Source organism: Streptomyces cinnamoneus, from assembly GCF_002939475.1.
Lineage (GTDB): Bacteria > Actinomycetota > Actinomycetes > Streptomycetales > Streptomycetaceae > Streptomyces > Streptomyces cinnamoneus_A.
Map to the genome: position 1 here is coordinate 817,925 of NZ_PKFQ01000001.1, position 20,797 is coordinate 838,721.

General features: G+C 73.0%; 1 protein-coding gene. It reads right to left on the reverse strand.

The window, feature by feature from the left end:
• Window positions 1-11: 11 nt before the first annotated feature.
• A complete protein-coding gene (locus CYQ11_RS29120; RefSeq protein WP_481135917.1) occupies window positions 12-20,777 on the reverse strand; it encodes a type I polyketide synthase in 20,766 nt (6,921 codons plus the stop codon).
• Window positions 20,778-20,797: the final 20 nt, after the last annotated feature.

Sequence of the window (20,797 nt, forward strand, 5' to 3'; positions counted from 1 at the left end):
GCCTGCGCGCGTCAGGAGATCCCGAACTCTTTGTTGATGAAGTCGAAGACCTCGTCGTCCGATGCGGCGTCCAGTTCGTCCGCCACCTGGTCTTCCTGCTCGACGTCGGGGCCCCACTTGGTGAGCAGGGCCTGCAGCCGTTCGGTGATGCGGGTCCGGGCCTGTCCGCCGAGCGACTCCTCGGACAGGAGTCGCTCCAGGGAGTCCAGCTCCGAGGTGCCCGCACCGGCCGCGACGGTGGTTCCGAGACGGCTGCGGAGGTGCCCCGCGACCGCCGTCGGGGTGGGGTAGTTGAAGATCACCGTGGCGGCGAGGCGAACCCCGGTGGCCGCGGTGAGCTGGTTGCGGAACTCGACCGCGGTGAGCGAGTCGAAGCCGATCTCCTGGAAGGTGCGGCCCGGCTCGACCTCCTCCGGCCCGCCGTAGCCGAGGACGCCGGCCACGTGGGCGCGGACCAGGTCCAGCAGCTCCGCTTCCTGTTCGGCCTCGGACAGCAGGGACAGCCGCCGGGTGAGGTCGTCACCCGTGCTGGCCGTGGCCGTTCCGCCGGCCGCCGTGCGCCTGCCGGAGGCGGGCAGCAGACCGCGCAGCAGCGCGGGCAGCTCGTCCGGGCCGGCCGACGCCCGCAGGGCGGGCAGGTCCAGGCGCACCGCGACCAGGGCCGCCGTGTCCGTGGCCGCCGCCGCGTCGAGCAGGGCCAGGCCCTGCGCGGAGGACAGCGCGCCGAACCCGCCGCGGCTCATGCGGGCGATGTCGGCCTCACCGAGGTCGCCCGTCATGCCGCTGCGCTCGGCCCACATGCCCCACGCCACCGAGGTGGCGGGCAGCCCCTCGGCCCTGCGCCGCTGGGCGAGGGCGTCGAGGAAGGCGTTCGCGGCGGCGTAGTTGGCCTGCCCCGCGCTGCCCAGCGTCGCCGCCGCCGAGGAGAACAGCACGAACAGCGCCAGGTCGTAGCCCCGGGTCAGCTCGTGCAGGTTCAGGGCGGCGTCGACCTTGGGCCGGAACACCCGGTCCAGACGCTCCGGGGTCAGCGCCGGCAGCACGCCGTCGTCGATGACGCCGGCGGTGTGCACGACGCCCACCAGCGGCTGCTCCAGGGAGCCCAGCAGTCCGGCGAATGCGTCGCGGTCGGCGACGTCGCAGGCCGCGAAGCGCACCTCCGCGCCCAGCCCGGTCAGCTCCGCCTCCAGCTCCTCCGCGCCCTCGGCGTCACCGCCGCGGCGGGAGACCAGCAGCAGGTGGCGCGCACCGTGCTCGGTCACGAGGTGCCGGGCGACCAGGCCGCCGAGCGTGCCGGTGGCGCCGGTGACGAGGACCGTGCCGTCCGGGTCCAGCGGCACGGGCGCCGCCTCGGGGGCCGCCGCCCGCGTCAGCCTGGGCACCAGCGCGTCGCCCTCGCGGAGCGCGACCTGGGGCTCGCCGGAGGCGGCGACGCCGGCCAGGGCGAAGAAGGACTCCGGGGTGTCGTCCACGTCGACGAGGACGAGGCGGCCGGGGTTCTCGGACTGTGCGGAGCGGATCAGGCCCCACACGGCCGCACCGGCGAGGTCCGCCACGCCGGCCGTCGTCTCGTCCGTGGTCACCGCGCCGCGGGTCACGAGCACGAGCCGGGAGGACTCGAACCGCTCCTCGCCGAGCCACGCCTGGACGAGTTCGAGCACCTGGCCGGTGACCGTGCGCACCCCGGCCGCGTTGCCCGCGGGCTCGGGGGCGTTCGCGTCGAGCCCGGACGCCACCGGAGCGAAGACCAGCTCGGGGGCCGGCGCGCCCGCGGCGACGCTCTTCACTAGGGCGGCGAGGTCCGGCTCTTCGCTGCCGGTGCCGCCGCCGGCCGTGAGCGCCGCGGCCAGTTCGGGCTCGTCGGCGCCGAGGACGGCGTACGTCGCGGAGGCGACGGACGGAGCGGCCGGGGCGGGCACCCACTCCACGGCGAACAGGGCGTCGCGCCGGATCGTGTCGGTGGCCGCCAGCTGGTCGTCGGACACCGGCCGCAGGACGAGCGACTCCACCGACGCCACCGGGGCGCCGGTCTCGTCGACGGCGAGCACGGCCACGCCGTCGTCACCCGCCGGCGTCAGACGCACCCGCAGGGCGGTGGCGCCGGAGGCGTGCAGACGGACCCCGGTCCAGGCGAAGGGCAGGCCCGCGCCCTGGGGCCCGGTGCCGGTCTCCTCCGCTCCCCCGTCGACACCGAGGCCGAGGGGGTGGAGGGCGGCGTCGAGCAGGGCGGGGTGGAGCCCGAAGGCGCCCGCCGCGTCCCGGTGCTCGTCGGGCAGGGCGACTTCGGCGTACACGCCGTCCTCGGCCCGCCACACGGACCGCAGGCCGAGGAACGCCGACCCGTAGGCGAAGCCGACGTCGGCCAGCCCCGCGTAGAGCTCCTCGACGGACACCTCGACGGCGCCGGCGGGCGGCCACACGTCCAGGCGCTCGCCTTCCGGCGCACCGCCACCGGCGAGGATGCCGGCGGCGTGCTGGGTCCACGGTTCGTCCCGCCCGGCGTCCGCGGCACGCGAGTGGAGCGTGAGCGGTCGCCGCCCGGAGCCGTCGTCGGCTCCGACGACGAGCTGGACCTGCAGGGCCCCATCCTGCGGGAGGACGAGCGGCGCCTGGAGGGTCAGCTCCTCCAGCTGGTCGCAACCGGCCTCGTCACCCGCGCGGATGGCGAGTTCGACGAAGGCGGTGGCGGGAACCAGCACCGTGCCGGAGAGGGCGTGGCCCGCGAGCCACGGGTGCGTGCTCAGCGAGACGCGCCCGGTGAGCAGGAACCCGTCAGCGTCGGCCAGCGGCACCGCCGCACCCAGGAGCGGGTGCTCGACGGCGGTGAGACCGGCGGGCACGACGTCACCCGTCGGGGCTCCGGACTCCAGCCAGTAGCGCTGGTGCTGGAAGGCGTAGGTGGGCAGGTCGACGCGTCGGGCGCCGGTGAAGAAGGTGCCCCAGTCGAGGTCGACACCGGCGACGTGGAGCCGGCCGAGGGCGGTGACCAGGGCCTCCGGCTCGGAACGGTCCTTGCGTAGGGCGGCGACGAGCGCGGGGTCCCCGGTGACGGACTCCTGGGCCATGCCGGAGAGCACACCGTCGGGGCCGAGTTCGAGGAACACGGAGACGCCCTGGTCCTCAAGCCAGCGGACACCCTCACCGAAGCGCACCGCACCGCGAACGTGACGCACCCAGTAGTCGGCGGAAGCGACGTCCTCAGCCTGGCCGGTCAAGTTGGAGACGACCGGGATCGACGGCTGCTCGTAGGTGAGCCCCTCCGCCACCAGACGGAAGTTCTCCAGCATCGCGTCCATGTGCGGCGAGTGGAACGCATGACTGACACGCAGACGACGCGTCTTGTGACCGGCCTGAGCGAAGACCTCACCCAGCTCGGTCACCACGTCCTCGTCACCGGCGATGACGACGGACGACGGACCGTTGACCGCCGCGATGGAGACCTGAGCCTCACGGCCCTCAAGCTGGGCCGCCACAGTCGCCTCGTCCGTACCGACGGCCAGCATCGCGCCACCGGCAGGCAGTGCCTGCATCAGACGACCGCGCGCCGCGACGAGCGTGACCGCGTCCTCCAGGGTCAGCACACCCGCCACATGAGCCGCAGCCAACTCTCCAATCGAGTGACCGGTCACGTAGTCCGGACGCACACCCCACGACTCGACCAGCCGGTACAGCGCCACCTCAAGCGCAAACAGCCCAGGCTGAGTGAAACCAGTCTGATCCAGCGCCTCACCCTGCTCGAACATCACCTCACGCAGAGGCCGCTCCAGCACCCGGTCGAACTCGGCACACACCGCGTCCAACGCCTCGGCGAACACCGGGAAGGCGTCATACAGCTCACGCCCCATCCCGGCCCGCTGCGAACCCTGACCCGAGAACAGCACCGCCGTCAGGCCCGGCTCGGGCACCACGCCGCGCGCCACACCGGCGCCGGGCGTCCCCTCGGCCACAGCCGTGAGGCCACGCAGCAGTTCGTCGCGGTGCTTGCCGACGACTACGGCGCGGTGCTCCAGCGCGGCCCGGGTGGTCGCGAGGGAGAAGCCCGTGTCCACCGGGGACGCGTCGTCGGTGAGCTCCGCGAGCAGCCGCTCGGCCTGCGCCTTGAGGGCGTTGGCCGACTTGGCCGACAGCAGCCACGGCACCACTCCCTCCGGTGCGGGCGTACGGACCGCCTCGGACGTGCCGACCGCCGGTGCCTGCTCCAGGATGATGTGGGCGTTGGTACCGCTGACGCCGAACGACGAGACACCCGCGCGCCGCGGCTGACCGGTCTCGGGCCAGGCGGTGTTCTCCGTGACCAGCTCCACCGCACCGGCGGTCCAGTCCACGTGGGTGGACGGACGGTCGACGTGCAGGCTCTCCGGAACCATCCCGTTCTGCATCGCCATGACCATCTTGATGATGCCCGCAGCACCCGAAGCAGCCTGCGTGTGACCGATGTTCGACTTCACCGAACCCAACAGCAGGGGCCGGTCCTCGGCACGCTCCTGACCGTAGGTCGCCAGCAGCGCCTGCGCCTCGATCGGGTCACCCAGCGTCGTACCCGTGCCGTGCGCCTCCACCACGTCCACCTCGGACGCCGACAGCCCGGCGTTCGCCAGCGCCTGCCGGATCACCCGCTGCTGCGACGGACCGTTCGGAGCCGTCAGACCGTTCGACGCACCATCCTGGTTCACCGCCGAACCCCGCACCACCGCCAGCACCTGGTGGCCGTTGCGCTCGGCGTCCGACAGCTTCTCCAGGAGAAGCAGGCCGACGCCCTCACCCCAGCCGGTGCCGTCGGCGGCGTCGGCGAAGGGCTTGCAACGACCGTCGCCCGCGAGGCCGCCCTGGCGGCTGAACTCCATGAACGCACCCGGCGTCGACATCACCGCGACACCACCGGCGACCGCCATCGAGCACTCACCATTGCGCAGCGACTGGGCTGCCCAGTGGAGAGCGACGAGCGAGGACGAGCAGGCCGTGTCGACCGTGACCGCCGGGCCTTCGAGGCCCAGGGTGTAGGCGACGCGGCCGGACACCACGCTGGCCGAGCTGCCGGTGAGGGCGTAACCCTCGACGCCCTCGGGCAGCTGGGTCAGGCCGGAGCCGTAGCCGGAGGTCGACGCGCCGGCGAAGACGCCGGTCTGGCTGCCGCGCAGCGAGGTCGGGTCGATGCCCGCCCGCTCGAACAGCTCCCAGGCCGCCTCCAGCAGCAGCCGCTGCTGCGGGTCCATCGCCAGCGCCTCACGCGGGCTGATGCCGAAGAACACGGGGTCGAACTCGCCCGCGTCGTAGACGAACCCGCCGAGGTGGGCGAAGTCGGAGCCGAACAGGCCCTCGACGTCCCAGCCGCGGTCCGCCGGGAACGGCGACATCGCGTCGGTGCCCGTGGCCACGAGGTCCCACAGCTGCTGCGGGGACCGGACGTCGCCGGGGAAGCGGCAGGCCATGCCGACGATCGCGATGGGTTCGTCGTCGACCGCGACGACCGCCGGGGTGGCGGACGTGGCGGCGGTGACGCCGGTGCCGGCGACCTGGCCGAGGAGGAAGTCGGCGAGGACCGCCGGGCTCGGATAGTCGAAGACCACCGTCGCCGGCAGCTTCAGACCCGTCGCCGTCGCGAGACGGTTGCGCACCTCCACGGCGGTCAGCGAGTCGAAGCCCATCTCGCGGAACGCGCGGTTGCGCTCCACGTCCTCCGCCGACGCGTAGCCCAGGACGGACGCCGCAGCGCCGCGCACGAGGTCCAGGACGACGCGCAGCCGCTCGGCCGCGGAGAGGCCGGCGAGGCGCTGTGTCAGGGAGTCGTCCGCGGGCTCGTCGTCCCCGGTCGCCGGGGCAGTGCTGTCCAGAGCGGCGCGGGCTTCGGGGATGTCGGAGATGAGGGGGCGCGGGCGGGCGGAGGTGAAGCCGGGCACGAACCGGGCCCAGTCCACGTCCGCCACGGCCACGAACGTCTCGTCGTGCTCGACGGCCTGCACCAGGGCCGACACCGCCAGCTCCGGGGCCATCGGCAGCACGCCGCGACGGCGCAGGCCCTCCTCGGACGTGCCGGCGGTGAGCATTCCGCCACCGGCCCAGGCGCCCCAGGCGACGGAGGTCGCCGTGCGGCCGCGGGCCCGCCGGTCCTCGGCGAGCGCGTCGAGGTAGGCGTTGGCGGCGGCGTAGGCGCCCTGCCGGCCACCGCCCCACACACCGGCGTTGGACGAGAACAGCACGAACGCGTCCAGCTCGGTGTCGTCCAGCAGCTCGTCCAGGTGCCGGGCACCGGCCACCTTGACCGCCAGGACGTCCGCCAGGGCGCGCGTGTCGAGATCGCTCAGGTCGGCGAACTGGCCCACCCCGGCGGCGTGGACGACGGCGTTGACCGTGTGCTCGGCCAGCAGCTCCGCCACCGCCTCCCGGTCGGCCACATCACACGCGGCGACGGTCACGCGGGCACCGAGCTCGGTGAGCTCCGCCACCAGCTCGGCCGCACCCGGAGCCTCCAGACCACGACGGCTGGTCAGCACGAGGTGCTCGGCACCCTTACCGGCCGCCCAACGCGCCACATGCCCACCCAGAGCACCCGTACCACCAGTGATCAGCACCGTGCCCCGCGGAGACCACGCACGCACCGGCGCCGCATCCCCCAGCGGAGAACGCACCAACCGGCGACCGAACACACCGGACGAACGCAGCGCGATCTGGTCCTCGTCACCGGCACCACCGGCCAGCAGAGCCACCAACCGCCCCGCAGCCCGCTCGTCCAAGCCCTCGGGAAGGTCGACCAGACCACCCCAACGCTCCGAGTGCTCCAGACCGACCACCCGGCCAAGTCCCCACACCTGCGCCTGAACCGTGCTCGTGAGCCGGTCGGACCGACCGACGGACACCGCACCGCGGGTCAGCAGCCACAGCGGCGCGGCAACACCCGCATCACCCAGCGCCTGCACCAGAGCCACCGTGGCGGACAGACCCCGCGAGACCACCGGGAGGTCCGAGAGCGCGGTGTCGTCGAGGCCGAGGAGGGAGACCACCCCGTCGACCTCGACGCCCGCCAGACGCTCGGCCAGCACCGGACGCGACACCTCGGCGGCATCCACCGCCAGGCGCACCACCTCGGTACCCGCCCGCTCCAGCACCTCCGACACCACGTCGCCACCAGCCGAAACGACCAGCCAACGACCCGACAGGACGGTGGAGTCGACCGACAGCGGCTTCCACGACACCGTGTAACGCCACTCATCGACCCGCGACTGCTCCACCCGCCGACGCCGCCACGAGGACAGCAACGGCAACACCGCACTCAGCGACTCCTGCTCCACCACATCGAGGGTCTCGGCGAGGGCAGTGACGTCACCGCGCTCCACCGCCGCCCAGAACTTGGCCTCGATGACGTCCGGAGCGGACGCGTCGGCCGTCGCGGCGGCCGTCTCCAGCCAGTACCGCTGACGCTGGAAGGCGTAGGTGGGCAGGTCGACCGCCTGACCGCCGGCGATCATCGGGCTCCAGTCCACGGCCAGGCCGCGGACCCAGCCCTCAGCCAGCGAGGTGGCGAAGCGGACGAGTCCGCCCTCCTCACGGCGCAGCGAGCCGAGCGTCACGGCGTCGGAACCGGCGGCGTCGACCGTCTCCTGGACGCCGAACGTGAGCACGGGGTGGGCGCTGCTCTCGATGAAGAAGCGATAGCCCTGCTCGACGAGGGCCTTCGTGGCCTCCTCGAACCGCACCGTCTCCCGCAGGTTCGTGTACCAGTACTCGGCGTCGAGACCAATGGTGTCGAACCAGTCAGCCGTGACCGTCGAGAAGAACGGCACCTCAGCCGCACGCGGGGCAAGGCCCACCAACACCGTCAGCAGCTCGTCACGGATCGCCTCGACGTGCGCCGAGTGCGACGCATAGTCCACCGGAATCCGGCGCGCCCGCACCTCATCCGCCTCACAGGCAGCGAGCAAAGCATCCAGCTCCGCCACATCACCCGAGACGACCACCGAGCGCGGCCCGTTGACCGCGGCAATCGACAGACCACCGGTCAGGCGCTCCCGCACCTGCTCCACCGGCAGCCCCACCGACACCATGCCACCCAGACCCGACAGGGCGAGGATCGCCTTCGAGCGGAGAGCCACGACCTTGGCGGCGTCATCGAGCGAGAGCGCACCCGCCACACACGCGGCAGCGATCTCACCCTGCGAATGACCCACCACAGCGGCCGGCTTCACACCGTAGGAGCGCCACAGCTCCGCCAGCGACACCATCACCGCGAACAACACCGGCTGCACCACATCAACGCGCTCAAGCGCCTCAGCGTCATCCAGCACATCGAACAGCGACCAGTCCACGTAGGCCGACAGTGCCGTCGCGCACTCCCGCATCCGCTCCGCGAACACCGGCGACGTCTCGATCAACTCGCGAGCCATACCGACCCACTGCGAACCCTGACCCGGGAACACGAACGCCACCTTGCCGCGCACGTCCGCGACGCCCTCGACCACACCCGGCAGTGCCTCGCCGGCGGCCAGGGCGGCGACACCCGCCATGTGGTCCGGTCCCACGGCCACGGCGCGGTGCTCCAGCGCCGCGCGCGTCGTCAGCGTCGAGAAGCCGACGTCCAGCGGCGACAGCTCCCCCCGCGTCCGCACGTGCTCCGCGAGGCGGGCCGCCTGGGCCCGTACCGCGGCGGTGGACTTGCCGGACAGGACCCAAGGGACGACACCCGTCGTCGGCGCCTGCTCGACGGGCGCGGTCTGCGGGGCCGCCGGCGCCTGCTCCATGATCACGTGGGCGTTGGTGCCGCTGATGCCGAAGGACGACACCGCCGCCCGACGGGGCCGGCCCGTCTCGGGCCAGTCGCGTGCCTCGGTGAGGAGTTCGACGGCGCCCGAGGCCCAGTCCACGTGGGGCGTGGGCTCGTCGATGTGCAGGCTCTGCGGCAGGACACCCGCCCGCAGGGCCAGGACCATCTTGATGATGCCCGCCACACCGGCCGCGGCCTGCGTGTGGCCGATGTTGGACTTCACCGAGCCGAGCCACAGCGGCTGGTCGGCGTCGCGCTCCTGCCCGTACGTGGCGAGCAGGGCCTGGGCCTCGATCGGGTCGCCCAGGGCGGTGCCCGTGCCGTGGGCCTCCACGACGTCCACCTCGGCGCCGGACAGGCGGGCGTTCGCCAGCGCCTGCCGGATGACCCGCTGCTGCGAGGGGCCGCTGGGGGCGGTGAGGCCGTTGGAGGCGCCGTCCTGGTTGATCGCCGAGCCCTTGACGACGGCGAGCACCTCGTGCCCGTTGCGGCGGGCGTCGGACAGGCGCTCCAGAAGGATCAGGCCCGCGCCCTCGGCGGAGCCCATGCCGTCGGCGGCGGCGGAGAACGCCTTGCAGCGGCCGTCGCCGGCGGCGCCGCCCTGCTTGCTGATCTCCGTGATCACTCCGGTGGTGCCCATGACCGTGACGCCGCCCGCCAGGGCCATCGTGCACTCGCCGTTGACGATCGCCTGCGCCGCGAGGTGCAGGGCGACGAGCGAGGACGAGCAGGCCGTGTCGACCGTGACCGCCGGGCCTTCGAGGCCGAAGGTGTAGGCGATGCGGCCGGACACCACGCTGGTGGTGGTGCCGGTCATGAGGTAGCCCTCGATGTCGTCGGGGATCTCGGCCGCCCCGGTTCCGTAGCCGGAGGCCGAGGCGCCCGCGAAGACGCCGGTCAGGCTGCCGCGCACGGAGGCGGGGTCGATGCCGGCCCGTTCGAAGACCTCCCAGGCCGTCTCCAGCAGCAGCCGCTGCTGCGGGTCCATCGCCAGCGCCTCACGCGGCGAGATGCCGAAGAACGCCGGGTCGAAGTCGGCGACGCCTTCGAGGAAGCCGCCTTCCTGCGTGTTCGTGGTGCCCGCGCGGTCGAGCTCCGGGTCGTAGAGGCCCTCCATGTCCCAGCCGCGGTCCTGCGGGAACGCGGATATCGCGTCACCGGCGGTGCTCACGAGCCGCCACAGGTCGTCCGGGGAGGACACGCCGCCCGGGTAGCGGCAGGCCATGCCGACGATGACCACCGGGTCGTCGTCGGTCGCGGCCGCCGGTGCCGCCACGGGCGCGGCGATCTCGGCGGCGTCGCCGAGGAGCTCGGACCGCAGGTGGTCCACGAGCACCCAGGGGGTGGGGTGGTCGAAGACGAGCGTCGCCGTCAGTCGCAGGCCGGTGGCCGAGGACAGGCGGTTGCGCAGCTCGACGGCGGTGAGGGAGTCGAAGCCCAGCTCACGGAACTGCCGGGCCGGGTCGACCATGTCGGGCGAAGCGTGTCCGAGCACCGCGGCCACGTGCCCGCGGATCACGTCGAGCAGCACCTCGCGCTGCTCGGGCTCGGCGAGCCCGGTCAGCCGGGCGGCGAGGCCGGAGACCTCCGCCGTGCCGCGGGACGCCGCCGTGCGTCGCACGGTCGTGCGGACGAGGCCCCGCAGCAGCGGCGGGACGTCCCCGCCGCCGCGCAGCGCCGCGCCGTCCAGCGGGATCGGCACCAGCAGCGCCTCGTCCATCGTGGACGAGGTCTCGAACAGCGCGATGCCGTGCTCGGCCGACAGGGCGCCCGCACCCACCCGGCCCATACGGGCGAGGTCGGTGTCGTCCAGGTCGCCGGTCATGGCGCTGCGCTGGGCCCACAGGCCCCACGCCAGCGACTGGCCGGGCAGGCCCTGGGCGCGGCGGTGCTGGGCGAGGGCGTCGAGGAACGCGTTGGCGGCCGCGTAGTTGCCCTGGCCCGGACCGCCGAACGTGGCGGCGGCCGACGAGAACACCACGAACATCGCCAGGTCGAGGTCCCGCGTCAGCTCGTGCAGGTTCGTCGCCGCGTCGACCTTGGGCCGGAAGACCCCGTCGATCCGCTCGGGGGTCAACGAGGAGATCACGCCGTCGTCGAGGACGCCCGCGGTGTGCACCACACCCGTCAACGGCCGCTCCAGCGAGCCGAGCACGCCCGCCAGCGCCTCACGGTCGGCCACGTCGCACGCGGCAAACCGCACCTGCGCGCCCAGCTCGGCAAGCTCGGCCTCCAGCTCCGCCGCACCCTCGGCGTCCGCACCACGACGCGACACCAGCAACAGGTTGCGCACACCGCGCTCGGCCACCAGGTGACGGGCGACCAGCCCGCCCAGCGTTCCCGTAGCGCCGGTGATGAGGACGGTGCCCTCGGCGTCCAGTTCGCGCGGAACCGTCAGCACCACCTTGCCCACGTGCTTGGCCTGGCTGACGAAGCGGAACGCCTCACGCGCCCGCCGCACGTCCCACGCCTTCACCGGCAACGGCTCCAGCGCACCCTGCTCGAACAGGCCGAGCAGCTCTGCCAGCAGCCGCTGCGTGTGCTCGGTGTCGACCACGCCGAGGTCGAACGGCTCGTAGACCACGCCGGGGTGGGCGTCGGCGACCTGCGCCGCGTCCCGGATGTCGGTCTTGCCCATCTCGACGAACCGGCCCCCGTGGGGCAGGAGCCGCAGCGAGGCGTCGACGAACTCACCAGCGAGAGAGTTCAGGACCACGTCCACACCCTGGCCGTCGGTGACGGCGAGGAACTTCTCCTCGAACTCCAGGGTCCGGGAGGAGGCGATGTGGTCGTCGTCGAGGCCGAGGGTACGCAGCACGTCCCACTTGCCCTCGCTCGCCGTCGCGAACACCTCAGCGCCCAGGTGACGGGCCAGCTGAATGGCAGCCATGCCCACACCACCGGCACCGGCGTGCACCAGCACCCGCTGCCCCGCGCCCAGACCCGCCAGGTCCCGCAGACCGAACAGCGCCGTCAGGAACACGATCGGCGTCGACGCGGCCTGCTCGAACGACCAGTGGTCCGGGATGCGGGCCACCAGGCGGGCGTCGGCGACGGTGACCGGACCGAAGCTGTGGCCCACCATGCCGAACACGTGGTCGCCCACGGCGAGTTCGGTCACGCCGGGTCCGACCTCGGTGACGACACCGGCGCTCTCACTGCCCATGACGGCGTCGCCCGGGTACATGCCCAGGGCGATCAGCACGTCGCGGAAGTTGACACCCGCCGCGCGCACACCGATGCGCACCTCGCCGTCGGCCAGCGGCACCAGCGCCTCCGGCCGCGCCACGAGCTCGAGGTTGTCCAGCGTGCCGCGGCCGCGCGAGTCTACGACCCAGGCGTCCGCGCCCACGGGCGGCACCAGGCCGCCGCCGGCGCCGGCACGCGCCAGGCGCGGGGCGTGGGCGGTGCCGGCGCGCAGGGCGAGCTGCGGCTCGTCCAGGCCGAGGGCGGCGGGCAGGGTCCGCAGGGACTCGGCGGAGTGGTCGTCGAGGTCGACGAGCACGATCCGGTCGGGGTTCTCCGACTGCGCCGAGCGCACCAGGCCCCAGACGGCCGAGCCGGCGAGGTCGGTGACGTCCTCGCCCGGGCGGGTCGCCACGGCACCCCGGGTCAGCACGACCAGACGGCCGTCGGCGAAGCGCTCGTCCTCCAGCCATGCCTGCAGCACGTCCAGCGCGCGGTACGTCGCCGTCCGGGCGGCGGTCGTCACGTCGCCGCTCTCGCCCAGGCAGGGGAACAGCAGCGTGTCCGCCCCCGCCGCGGCCGCGGACTCGAGGTCCGCGTGGGCGGTGACGCCCAGCCCGGCCCACTCCGGGCCGGCGTTGCCGAGCAGCGCCCAGCCGGCGGACGGCGCGGCGGACGGGCCGGCAGGGGCGGGCAGTTCGGCCCAGTCGAGGCGGAAGAGGGAGTCGTGGTGAGCGGCGCGCCCGCCGGCGGGCAGGTCGCCGGACACCTGGCGCAGCACGAGGGACTCGACGGAGGCGACGGGAGCGCCGGTCTCGTCGGCGACCTCCAGGCCGACCGCGTTCACACCCGCCGACGTCAGACGCACCCGCACCACGGACGCACCGGTGGCGTGGAGGGACACGCCGCTCCACTCGAAGGGCAGGCCGGCCTGGCCGGTCTCCTCGACGAAGGAGCCCAGGCCGATGGCGTGCAGCGCGGCGTCCAGCAGCGCCGGGTGCAGGCCGAACGCGGACGCGGCGGCCGACTGCTGCTCGGGCAGGGCGACCTCGGCGAACACCTCGTCGTCGCGCAGCCACGCCGCGTGCAGGCCCTGGAACACGGGCCCGTAGGCGAGACCGACCGCGGCCAGCCCCGGGTACAGCTCCTCCAGCTCGACCGCCTCGGCACCCGCCGGCGGCCACGCCGAAAGGTCGAAGCCGGCGGTGGGACGGGTGGCGGTCAGCCAGCCGGTCGCGTTCCGGGTCCACGGCTCGTCGGGGGCCGTGCCGTCCTCCCGCGAGTGGACGGTCAGCGAGCGGCGGCCCGACTCGTCGGGGGCTCCGACGACGAGCTGGACGTGCACGCCCCCGGTCCGGGGCAGCACCAGCGGGGCTTCCAGCGTCAGTTCCTCGACGGTGTCACAGCCCACCCGGTCGCCCGCGTGGACGGCCAGCTCGACGAACGCGGTACCGGGCAGGAAGACCGCGCCGGACACGACGTGGTCGGCCAGCCACGGGTGGGTCTGGACGGAGAGCCTGCCGGTGAGCAGGAAGCCGTCGGAGTCGACCAGCTCGACGGCGGCGCCGAGCAGCGGGTGGTCCGCCGGGGACTGGCCGACGGACGTGACGTCGCCGACGAATCCGACGGGGGCCTGCGGCCAGAACCGTTCGCGTTGGAAGGCGTACGTCGGCAGGTCGACGTGACGGCCGCCGGCGAGCAGCGGCTGCCAGTCGACGGGCAGACCGCGGACCCAGCCCTCGGCCAGCGAGGTGACGAAGCGGTCGAGGCCGCCCTCGTCGCGGCGCAGGGTGCCCAATGCCACGGCGGCCTGGGTGGTGTCGAGCGTCTCCTGGACGCCGACGGTGAGGACGGGGTGGGCGCTGGCCTCGACGAAGAAGCGGTAGCCCTGCTCGACGAGCGCCCGGGTGGCTTCCTCGAAGCGGACGGTCTGGCGGAGGTTCGTGTACCAGTACTCGGCGTCGAGACCGGTGGTGTCGAACCAGTCGGCGGTGACGGTCGAGAAGAACGGCACCTCGGCCGTGCGCGGCGCGATGCCGGCGAGGCTGGTGAACAGCTCCTCGCGGATGGCCTCGACGTGCGCGGAGTGGGAGGCGTAGTCCACCGGAATCCGGCGGGCGCGGACCTCGTCCGCCTCACAGGCGGCCAGCAGAGCATCCAGCTCCGCCACATCGCCGGAAACGACCACGGACTTGGGGCCGTTGACCGCGGCGATCGACAGACCGTCGGTCAGCCGCTCACGGACCTGCTCCACCGGCAACGCCACGGACACCATGCCGCCCAGACCCGACAGCGCCAGGATCGCCTTCGACCGGAGGGCCACGACCTTGGCGGCGTCCTCCAGCGAGAGCGCACCCGCGACACACGCGGCAGCGATCTCACCCTGCGAGTGACCCACCACGGCAGCCGGGTTGACGCCGTGCGAACGCCACAGCTCCGCCAGCGACACCATCACCGCGAAAAGCACCGGCTGAACGACATCGACGCGCTCAAGCGCCTCGGCGTCATCGAGGACGTCGAACAGCGACCAGTCGACGTAGGACGACAACGCCGTCGCGCACTCGCGCATCCGCTCAGCGAACACCGGTGAAGTCTCGATGAGTTCGGTGGCCATGCCGACCCACTGGGATCCCTGACCGGGGAACACGAACGCGACCTTGCCGCGCACGTCCGCGACGCCTTCGACGACACCGGTGGCGGTGGTGCCGTCGGCCAGCGCGGTCACGCCGTCGAGGCCGGTGCCCACGACCACCGCGCGGTGGGTGAGCGGGGACCGGCTCGCCGCCAGGGAGAAGGCGACGTCGACCGGGCGCAGGCCCGGTGTGCGGTCGAGGTGGGTGTGGAGCCGCTCGGCCTGGGCGCGCAGGGCCTGCTCGGTCTTGCCCGACATGACCCACGGCACGACAGTCGCGGCCGGGGCGGGCTCGATGGCGGCGACCGGCTCGGGCTCCGGGGCCTGCTCGATGATGACATGGGCGTTGGTGCCGCTCATGCCGAACGACGACACGCCCGCACGCCAGGGACGGTCCACCTCGGGCCACGCGGTGTTCTCCGTCAGCAGCTCCACCGAGCCGGCCGACCAGTCCACGTGCGAGGAGGGCGCGTCGATGTGGAGGCTCTGCGGGAGCACGGCGTTCTGCATCGCCATGACCATCTTGATGACACCGGCGACGCCGGCGGCGGCCTGGGTGTGCCCGATGTTGGACTTCACCGAACCCAGCCACAGCGGCCGACCCTCAGGCCGGTCCTGACCATAGGTCGCCAGCAGCGCCTGCGCCTCGATCGGGTCACCCAACGTCGTGCCCGTACCGTGCGCCTCCACCGCATCCACATCAGACGTCGTCAGACGCGCGTTGGCCAGCGCCTGCCGGATCACCCGCTGCTGCGACGGACCGTTCGGCGCCGTCAGACCATTCGACGCACCATCCTGGTTGATCGCCGAACCACTGACCACCGCCAACACCTGGTGACCATTACGACGCGCATCCGACAGCCGCTCCACCAACAGCAGCCCGACACCCTCACCCCAACCAGTACCGTCCGCAGCCTCCGCGAACGCCTTGCACCGCCCATCAGCGGACAACCCACGCTGACGACTGAACTCCACGAACGTACCCGGCGTCGACATCACCGTCACACCACCGGCCAACGCCATCGAGCACTCACCGTTGCGCAGCGACTGGATGGCCAGATGCAGGGCGACCAACGACGACGAGCACGCCGTGTCCACCGTCAGCGCCGGACCCTCAAGACCGAACGCGTACGCAATACGACCCGACACGACACTGGCCGCGTTACCAGTGCCCAGGTAGCCCTCGACGTCTTCGGTGGTGTGCTGCAGCCCGGCGGCGTAGTCCTGGCCGTTGGTGCCGGCGAAGATGCCGGTGTCGCTGCCGCGCACGGACAGCGGCGGGATGCCGGCGCGTTCGAAGACCTCCCAGGCCGTTTCCAGCAGCAGGCGCTGCTGCGGGTCCATCGCCAGCGCCTCGCGCGGGCTGATGCCGAAGAGGCCGGGGTCGAAGTCGGCGGCGTCGTAGAGGAAGCCGCCCTGGCGGACGTAGGAGCTGCCGGAGCGCTCGCGGTCGGGGTCGTAGAGGCCCTCGTCGTCCCACGAGCGGTCGTCGGGGAAGTCGGACAGGGCGTCCACGCCGGAGGCGACGAGGTTCCAGAGCGCCTCGGGGGAGGTGACGCCGCCGGGGAAGCGGCAGGCCATGCCGACGATGGCGATCGGCTCGTCGGAGACACCCGCGGCCACGACCGTCGAAGCAGCCGCGTCGCCGGCGAGCTCTTCCGTCAGGTGCTCGGCGAGCACGAGGCAGCTGGGGTAGTCGAAGACCACGGTCGCCGGCAGGGCGAGACCGGTCTCGGTGACGAGCTGGTTGCGGAACTCGAGGGCGGTCAGCGAGTCGAAGCCAAGCTCACGGAAGGCCCGCTCGACGTCCAGCGCACCCGGATCGGCGTAACCCAGCACCGCCGCCGCGTGCCCGCGCACCAGCTCCAGCAGCACGTCGAGCTGCTCCGCACGCGACCTCCCGGCCAGACGCACGGCGATCGCCGACTCCGCGGCAGGCTGTTCCTGCTGTGCGGCCGCTTCGAGGACCTGTCGGGCCTCGGGCACTCCGGTGATCAGCGGGCTGGGACGGGCCGAGGTGAGGCCGGGGACGTAGCGCTCCCAGTCGATGTCGACCAGGGCGATGGTGGTGTCGGCGTGGCCGACGGCCTGCTGGAGGGCGCTGAGCGCCAGGTCCACGGGCAGCACGGGCATGCCACCGCGACGGGCGCGTTCCTCGATGTCCCCGGCGGCGGCCATACCCCCGCCGGACCAGGGGCCCCAGGCGATGGAGGTGGCCGGCAGGCCCTCCTGCCGCCGGACGACGGCCAACGCGTCCAGACCGGCGTTCGCAGCCGCGTAGTTCGCCTGACCCGGACTACCCACCGTCCCCGCGAACGACGAGAACAACACGAACGCCGAAAGATCAAGCTCCCGCGTCGCCTCGTGCAACACCCACGCCGCATCCGTCTTCGCCCGCATCACCGACTCGACGCGCTCAACGGTCAAACCAGCCACCACACCGTCGTCGACGATGCCGGCCGTGTGGATGACGGCGGTCACCGGGTGCTCCGCCAGCAGAGCGGCCACGGCATCGCGATCGGCGACGTCGCACGCGGCGATCGTGACGCGTGTGCCCAGCTCGGCAAGCTCCGCCTCAAGCTCGGCGGCCCCCGGTGCGTCCGGGCCCCGACGGCTGGTGAGCACGAGGTGCTCGGCGCCGTGACGCGCCATCCAGCGGGCGACGTGCCCACCGAGGGCACCGGTGCCGCCGGTGATCAGGACCGTGCGGCCCGACGGGCTCCACGCCTCCCCCGCCACCGGTGTATCGGCGAGCGCAGCACGCATCAGACGACGACCGAACACCCCGGCCGCACGAACCGCTACCTGGTCCTCACCGGACCCGGCCAGCACACCCGCCAGCCGAGCCACAGCACGCTCGTCCAACTCCTCGGGAACGTCGACCAGACCACCCCACCGCTCAGGATGCTCCAGCCCCACGACCCGGCCGTAGCCCCACACGGCAGCCGCGGCCGCGTCCCGCAGCACGTCACCCGCGCCCGTGGACACCGCACCCGACGTCACCAGCCACAGCGGCGCTTCCACACCCGCATCGCCGAGACCCTGCGTGACCGCCAGCGAGCCCGCCATCCCGGCGACGCACACCACGCCGTCAAGCTCGCCGAAGGCGGCCACGCCGGAGGCGACGGTCTGCCGGTCCCACTGGGCGGGGGTCCACACCTGCACGTCGGTGGCGCGTCCGCTGAGTGCCGTACCGATCCGCTGGCCCAGCTCGCCCTCGGCCACGATCAGCCACGAGCCCGACAGCACGGCGGTCGGCTCGGTGACGGTGGTCCATCCGGCGGTGTAACGCAAGTTGGCGAGCGTCGCCTGCTCGCGCTGCTGCTTGCGCCAGGTCGAGAGGGCGGGGAGCACCTCGCTCAGCGGCTCGTCGCCGGCCAGGCGCAGCGTGGAGGCCACAGCGTCCACGTCCTGGCCTTCGACGGCCTCCCAGAACCGCGCGTCCACCGGGTCCATCGCGCCGCCTGCCGACGTGGCGGGCCGCTCCGAAGCCTCCAGCCAGAAGCGCTCGCGCTGGAAGGCGTAGGTCGGCAGGTCGACGCGCCGGGCGCCGGTGAGGAAGGGCTCCCAGTTCAGGGGGATGCCGGCGACGTGGAGGCGACCGAGCGCGGCGACGAGCGCCTCGGGCTCGGGGCGGTCCTTGCGCAGCCCGGCGATCAGCTCGGGGCGGCGGGTGACGGACTCCTGGGCCATGCCCGAGAGCACACCGTCGGGGCCCAGCTCCAGGAAGACGGAGACGCCCTGGTCCTCCAGCCAGCGGACACCCTCGCCGAAGCGGACGGCGCCGCGAACGTGACGCACCCAGTAATCGGCAGAGGCGACGTCCTCGACCTGACCGGTCAGGTTCGACACGACCGGGATCGACGGCCGCTCGTAGGTGAGCCCCTCCGCCACCAGACGGAAGTCCTCCAGCATCGCGTCCATGTGCGGCGAGTGGAACGCATGGCTCACCCGGAGACGACGCGTCTTGTGACCGGCCTGAGCGAAGACCTCACCCAGCTCCGTCACCACGTCCTCGTCACCGGCGATGACGACGGACGACGGCCCGTTCACGGCGGCGATCGACACCTGGGCCTCACGGCCCTCAAGGTGCGCAGCCACAGTCGCCTCATCAGCCGCAACGGCCAGCATCGCGCCACCGGCAGGCAGCGCCTGCATCAGACGCCCACGAGCAGCGACCAGCGCCACAGCGTCGGCCAGCGACAGCACACCCGCCACATGGGCAGCGGCAAGCTCACCGATCGAGTGACCGGTCACGAAGTCAGGCAGAACGCCCCACGACTCGACGAGCCGATACAGCGCCACCTCAAGCGCGAACAGCCCAGGCTGAGTGAAACCGGTCTGATCCAGCAGCTCACCCTGCTCGAACATCACCTCACGCAGAGGCCGCTCCAGCACCCCGTCGAACTCGGCACACACCGCGTCCAACGCCTCGGCGAACACCGGGAACGCCTCATACAGCTCCCGTCCCATGCCCGCACGCTGCGAACCCTGACCCGAGAACAACACCGCCGTCAGCGCGTCCTTGCGGATGTGGCCGGTGACCACGCGGGCCGCCGGGCGGCCGTCGGCGAGCGCGCCGAGGTCGGCGAGCAGCCCGTCGGCGCCGTCGGCCACGACGACGGCCCGGTGCTCGAGCGCGGAGCGAGTCGTCAGGAGCGAGTGGGCGAGGTCGGCGAGGTGGGTGTCGGGGTTGGCGAGGAGGTGCGCGTGCAGGCGGCGTGCCTGTCCGTGCAGGGCGTCGGCGCTGCGGCCGGACAGGGCGATCGGGACGAGCGGCGCCTCGGCGCGGTCGGCCGCGGTCTCGGCTTCGAGGTCGGGGGCCTGCTCGATGATGGTGTGCGCGTTGGTGCCGCTCACGCCGAACGAGGACACGGCGGCGCGGCGCGGCCGGTCGGCCTCGGGCCAGGTGACGTTCTCGGTCAGCAGCTCGACCGCGCCCGCCGACCAGTCCACGTGGGACGACGGGGCGTCGATGTGCAGGCTCTGCGGCAGCACGCCGTGCCGGATGGCCTCGACCATCTTGATGACGCCGGCGACGCCGGAGGCGGCCTGGGTGTGGCCGATGTTCGACTTCACCGATCCGAGCCACAGCGGGCGGCCGGTCTCGTGCTCCTGGCCGTAGGTGGCCAGCAGGGCCTGCGCCTCGATGGGGTCGCCCAGGGTCGTGCCCGTGCCGTGCGCCTCCACGGCGTCGACGTCGGCGCCGGTCAGGCCGGCCTCGGCGAGGGCCTGGCGGATGACGCGCTGCTGGGCGGGGCCGTTGGGGGCGGTGAGGCCGTTGGAGGCGCCGTCCTGGTTGACGGCGCTGCCGCGCACGACCGCCAGCACCTGGTGACCGTTGCGGCGGGCGTCGGAGAGACGCTCCACGAGGAGCAGGCCGATGCCTTCCGACCAGCCGGTGCCGTCGGCGCCTTCGGCGAAGGGCTTGCAGCGGCCGTCGGGCGACAGGCCGCGCTGCTTGCTGAACTCGACGAACGCGGCCGGGCTCGCCATGACGGTCACACCGCCGGCGAGCGCCATCGTGCACTCGCCCTTGCGCAGCGACTGGATGGCCAGGTGCAGGGCGACCAGTGACGACGAGCAGGCGGTGTCCACGGTCACGGCCGGGCCTTCGAGGCCGAACACGTAGGAGATGCGGCCGGAGGCCACGCTGGTCACGCTGCCGGTGAGCAGGTGACCCTCGACGCCTTCGGGCAGGTCGTCGACGTCGGCGCCGTACGGCTGCGAGGAGGCGCCGACGAACACGCCGGTCCGGCTGCCGCGCAGCGCGGAGGGGGCGATGCCGGCCCGCTCGAACAGCTCCCAGGAGCTCTCCAGCAGCAGGCGCTGCTGCGGGTCCATGGCCAGCGCCTCGCGGGGCGAGATGCCGAACAGTCCGGTGTCGAACTGGTCGGCCCCGTCGACGAAGCCGCCTTCGCGGGCGTAGCTGGTGCCCGGGTTGTCGGGGTCGACGTCGAAGAGGGCGCTCAGGTCCCAGCCGCGGTCGGTGGGGAACGGGGTGATCGCGTCACCGCCCGAGGTCACCAGCTGCCAGAGCTGCTCGGGCGAACCGACGCCGCCGGGGTAGCGGCAGCTCATGCCGACAATGGCGATCGGTTCCCGGGCGGAGGCCGCCAGTTCTTGGTTCTGCTTGCGCAGCCGCTCAGCGTCCTTCAGCGCGGCCCGCAGGGCTTCGACGACTCGTTTGTCCGTGCTAGTCACCATCAGCTCCGATTTCCAGG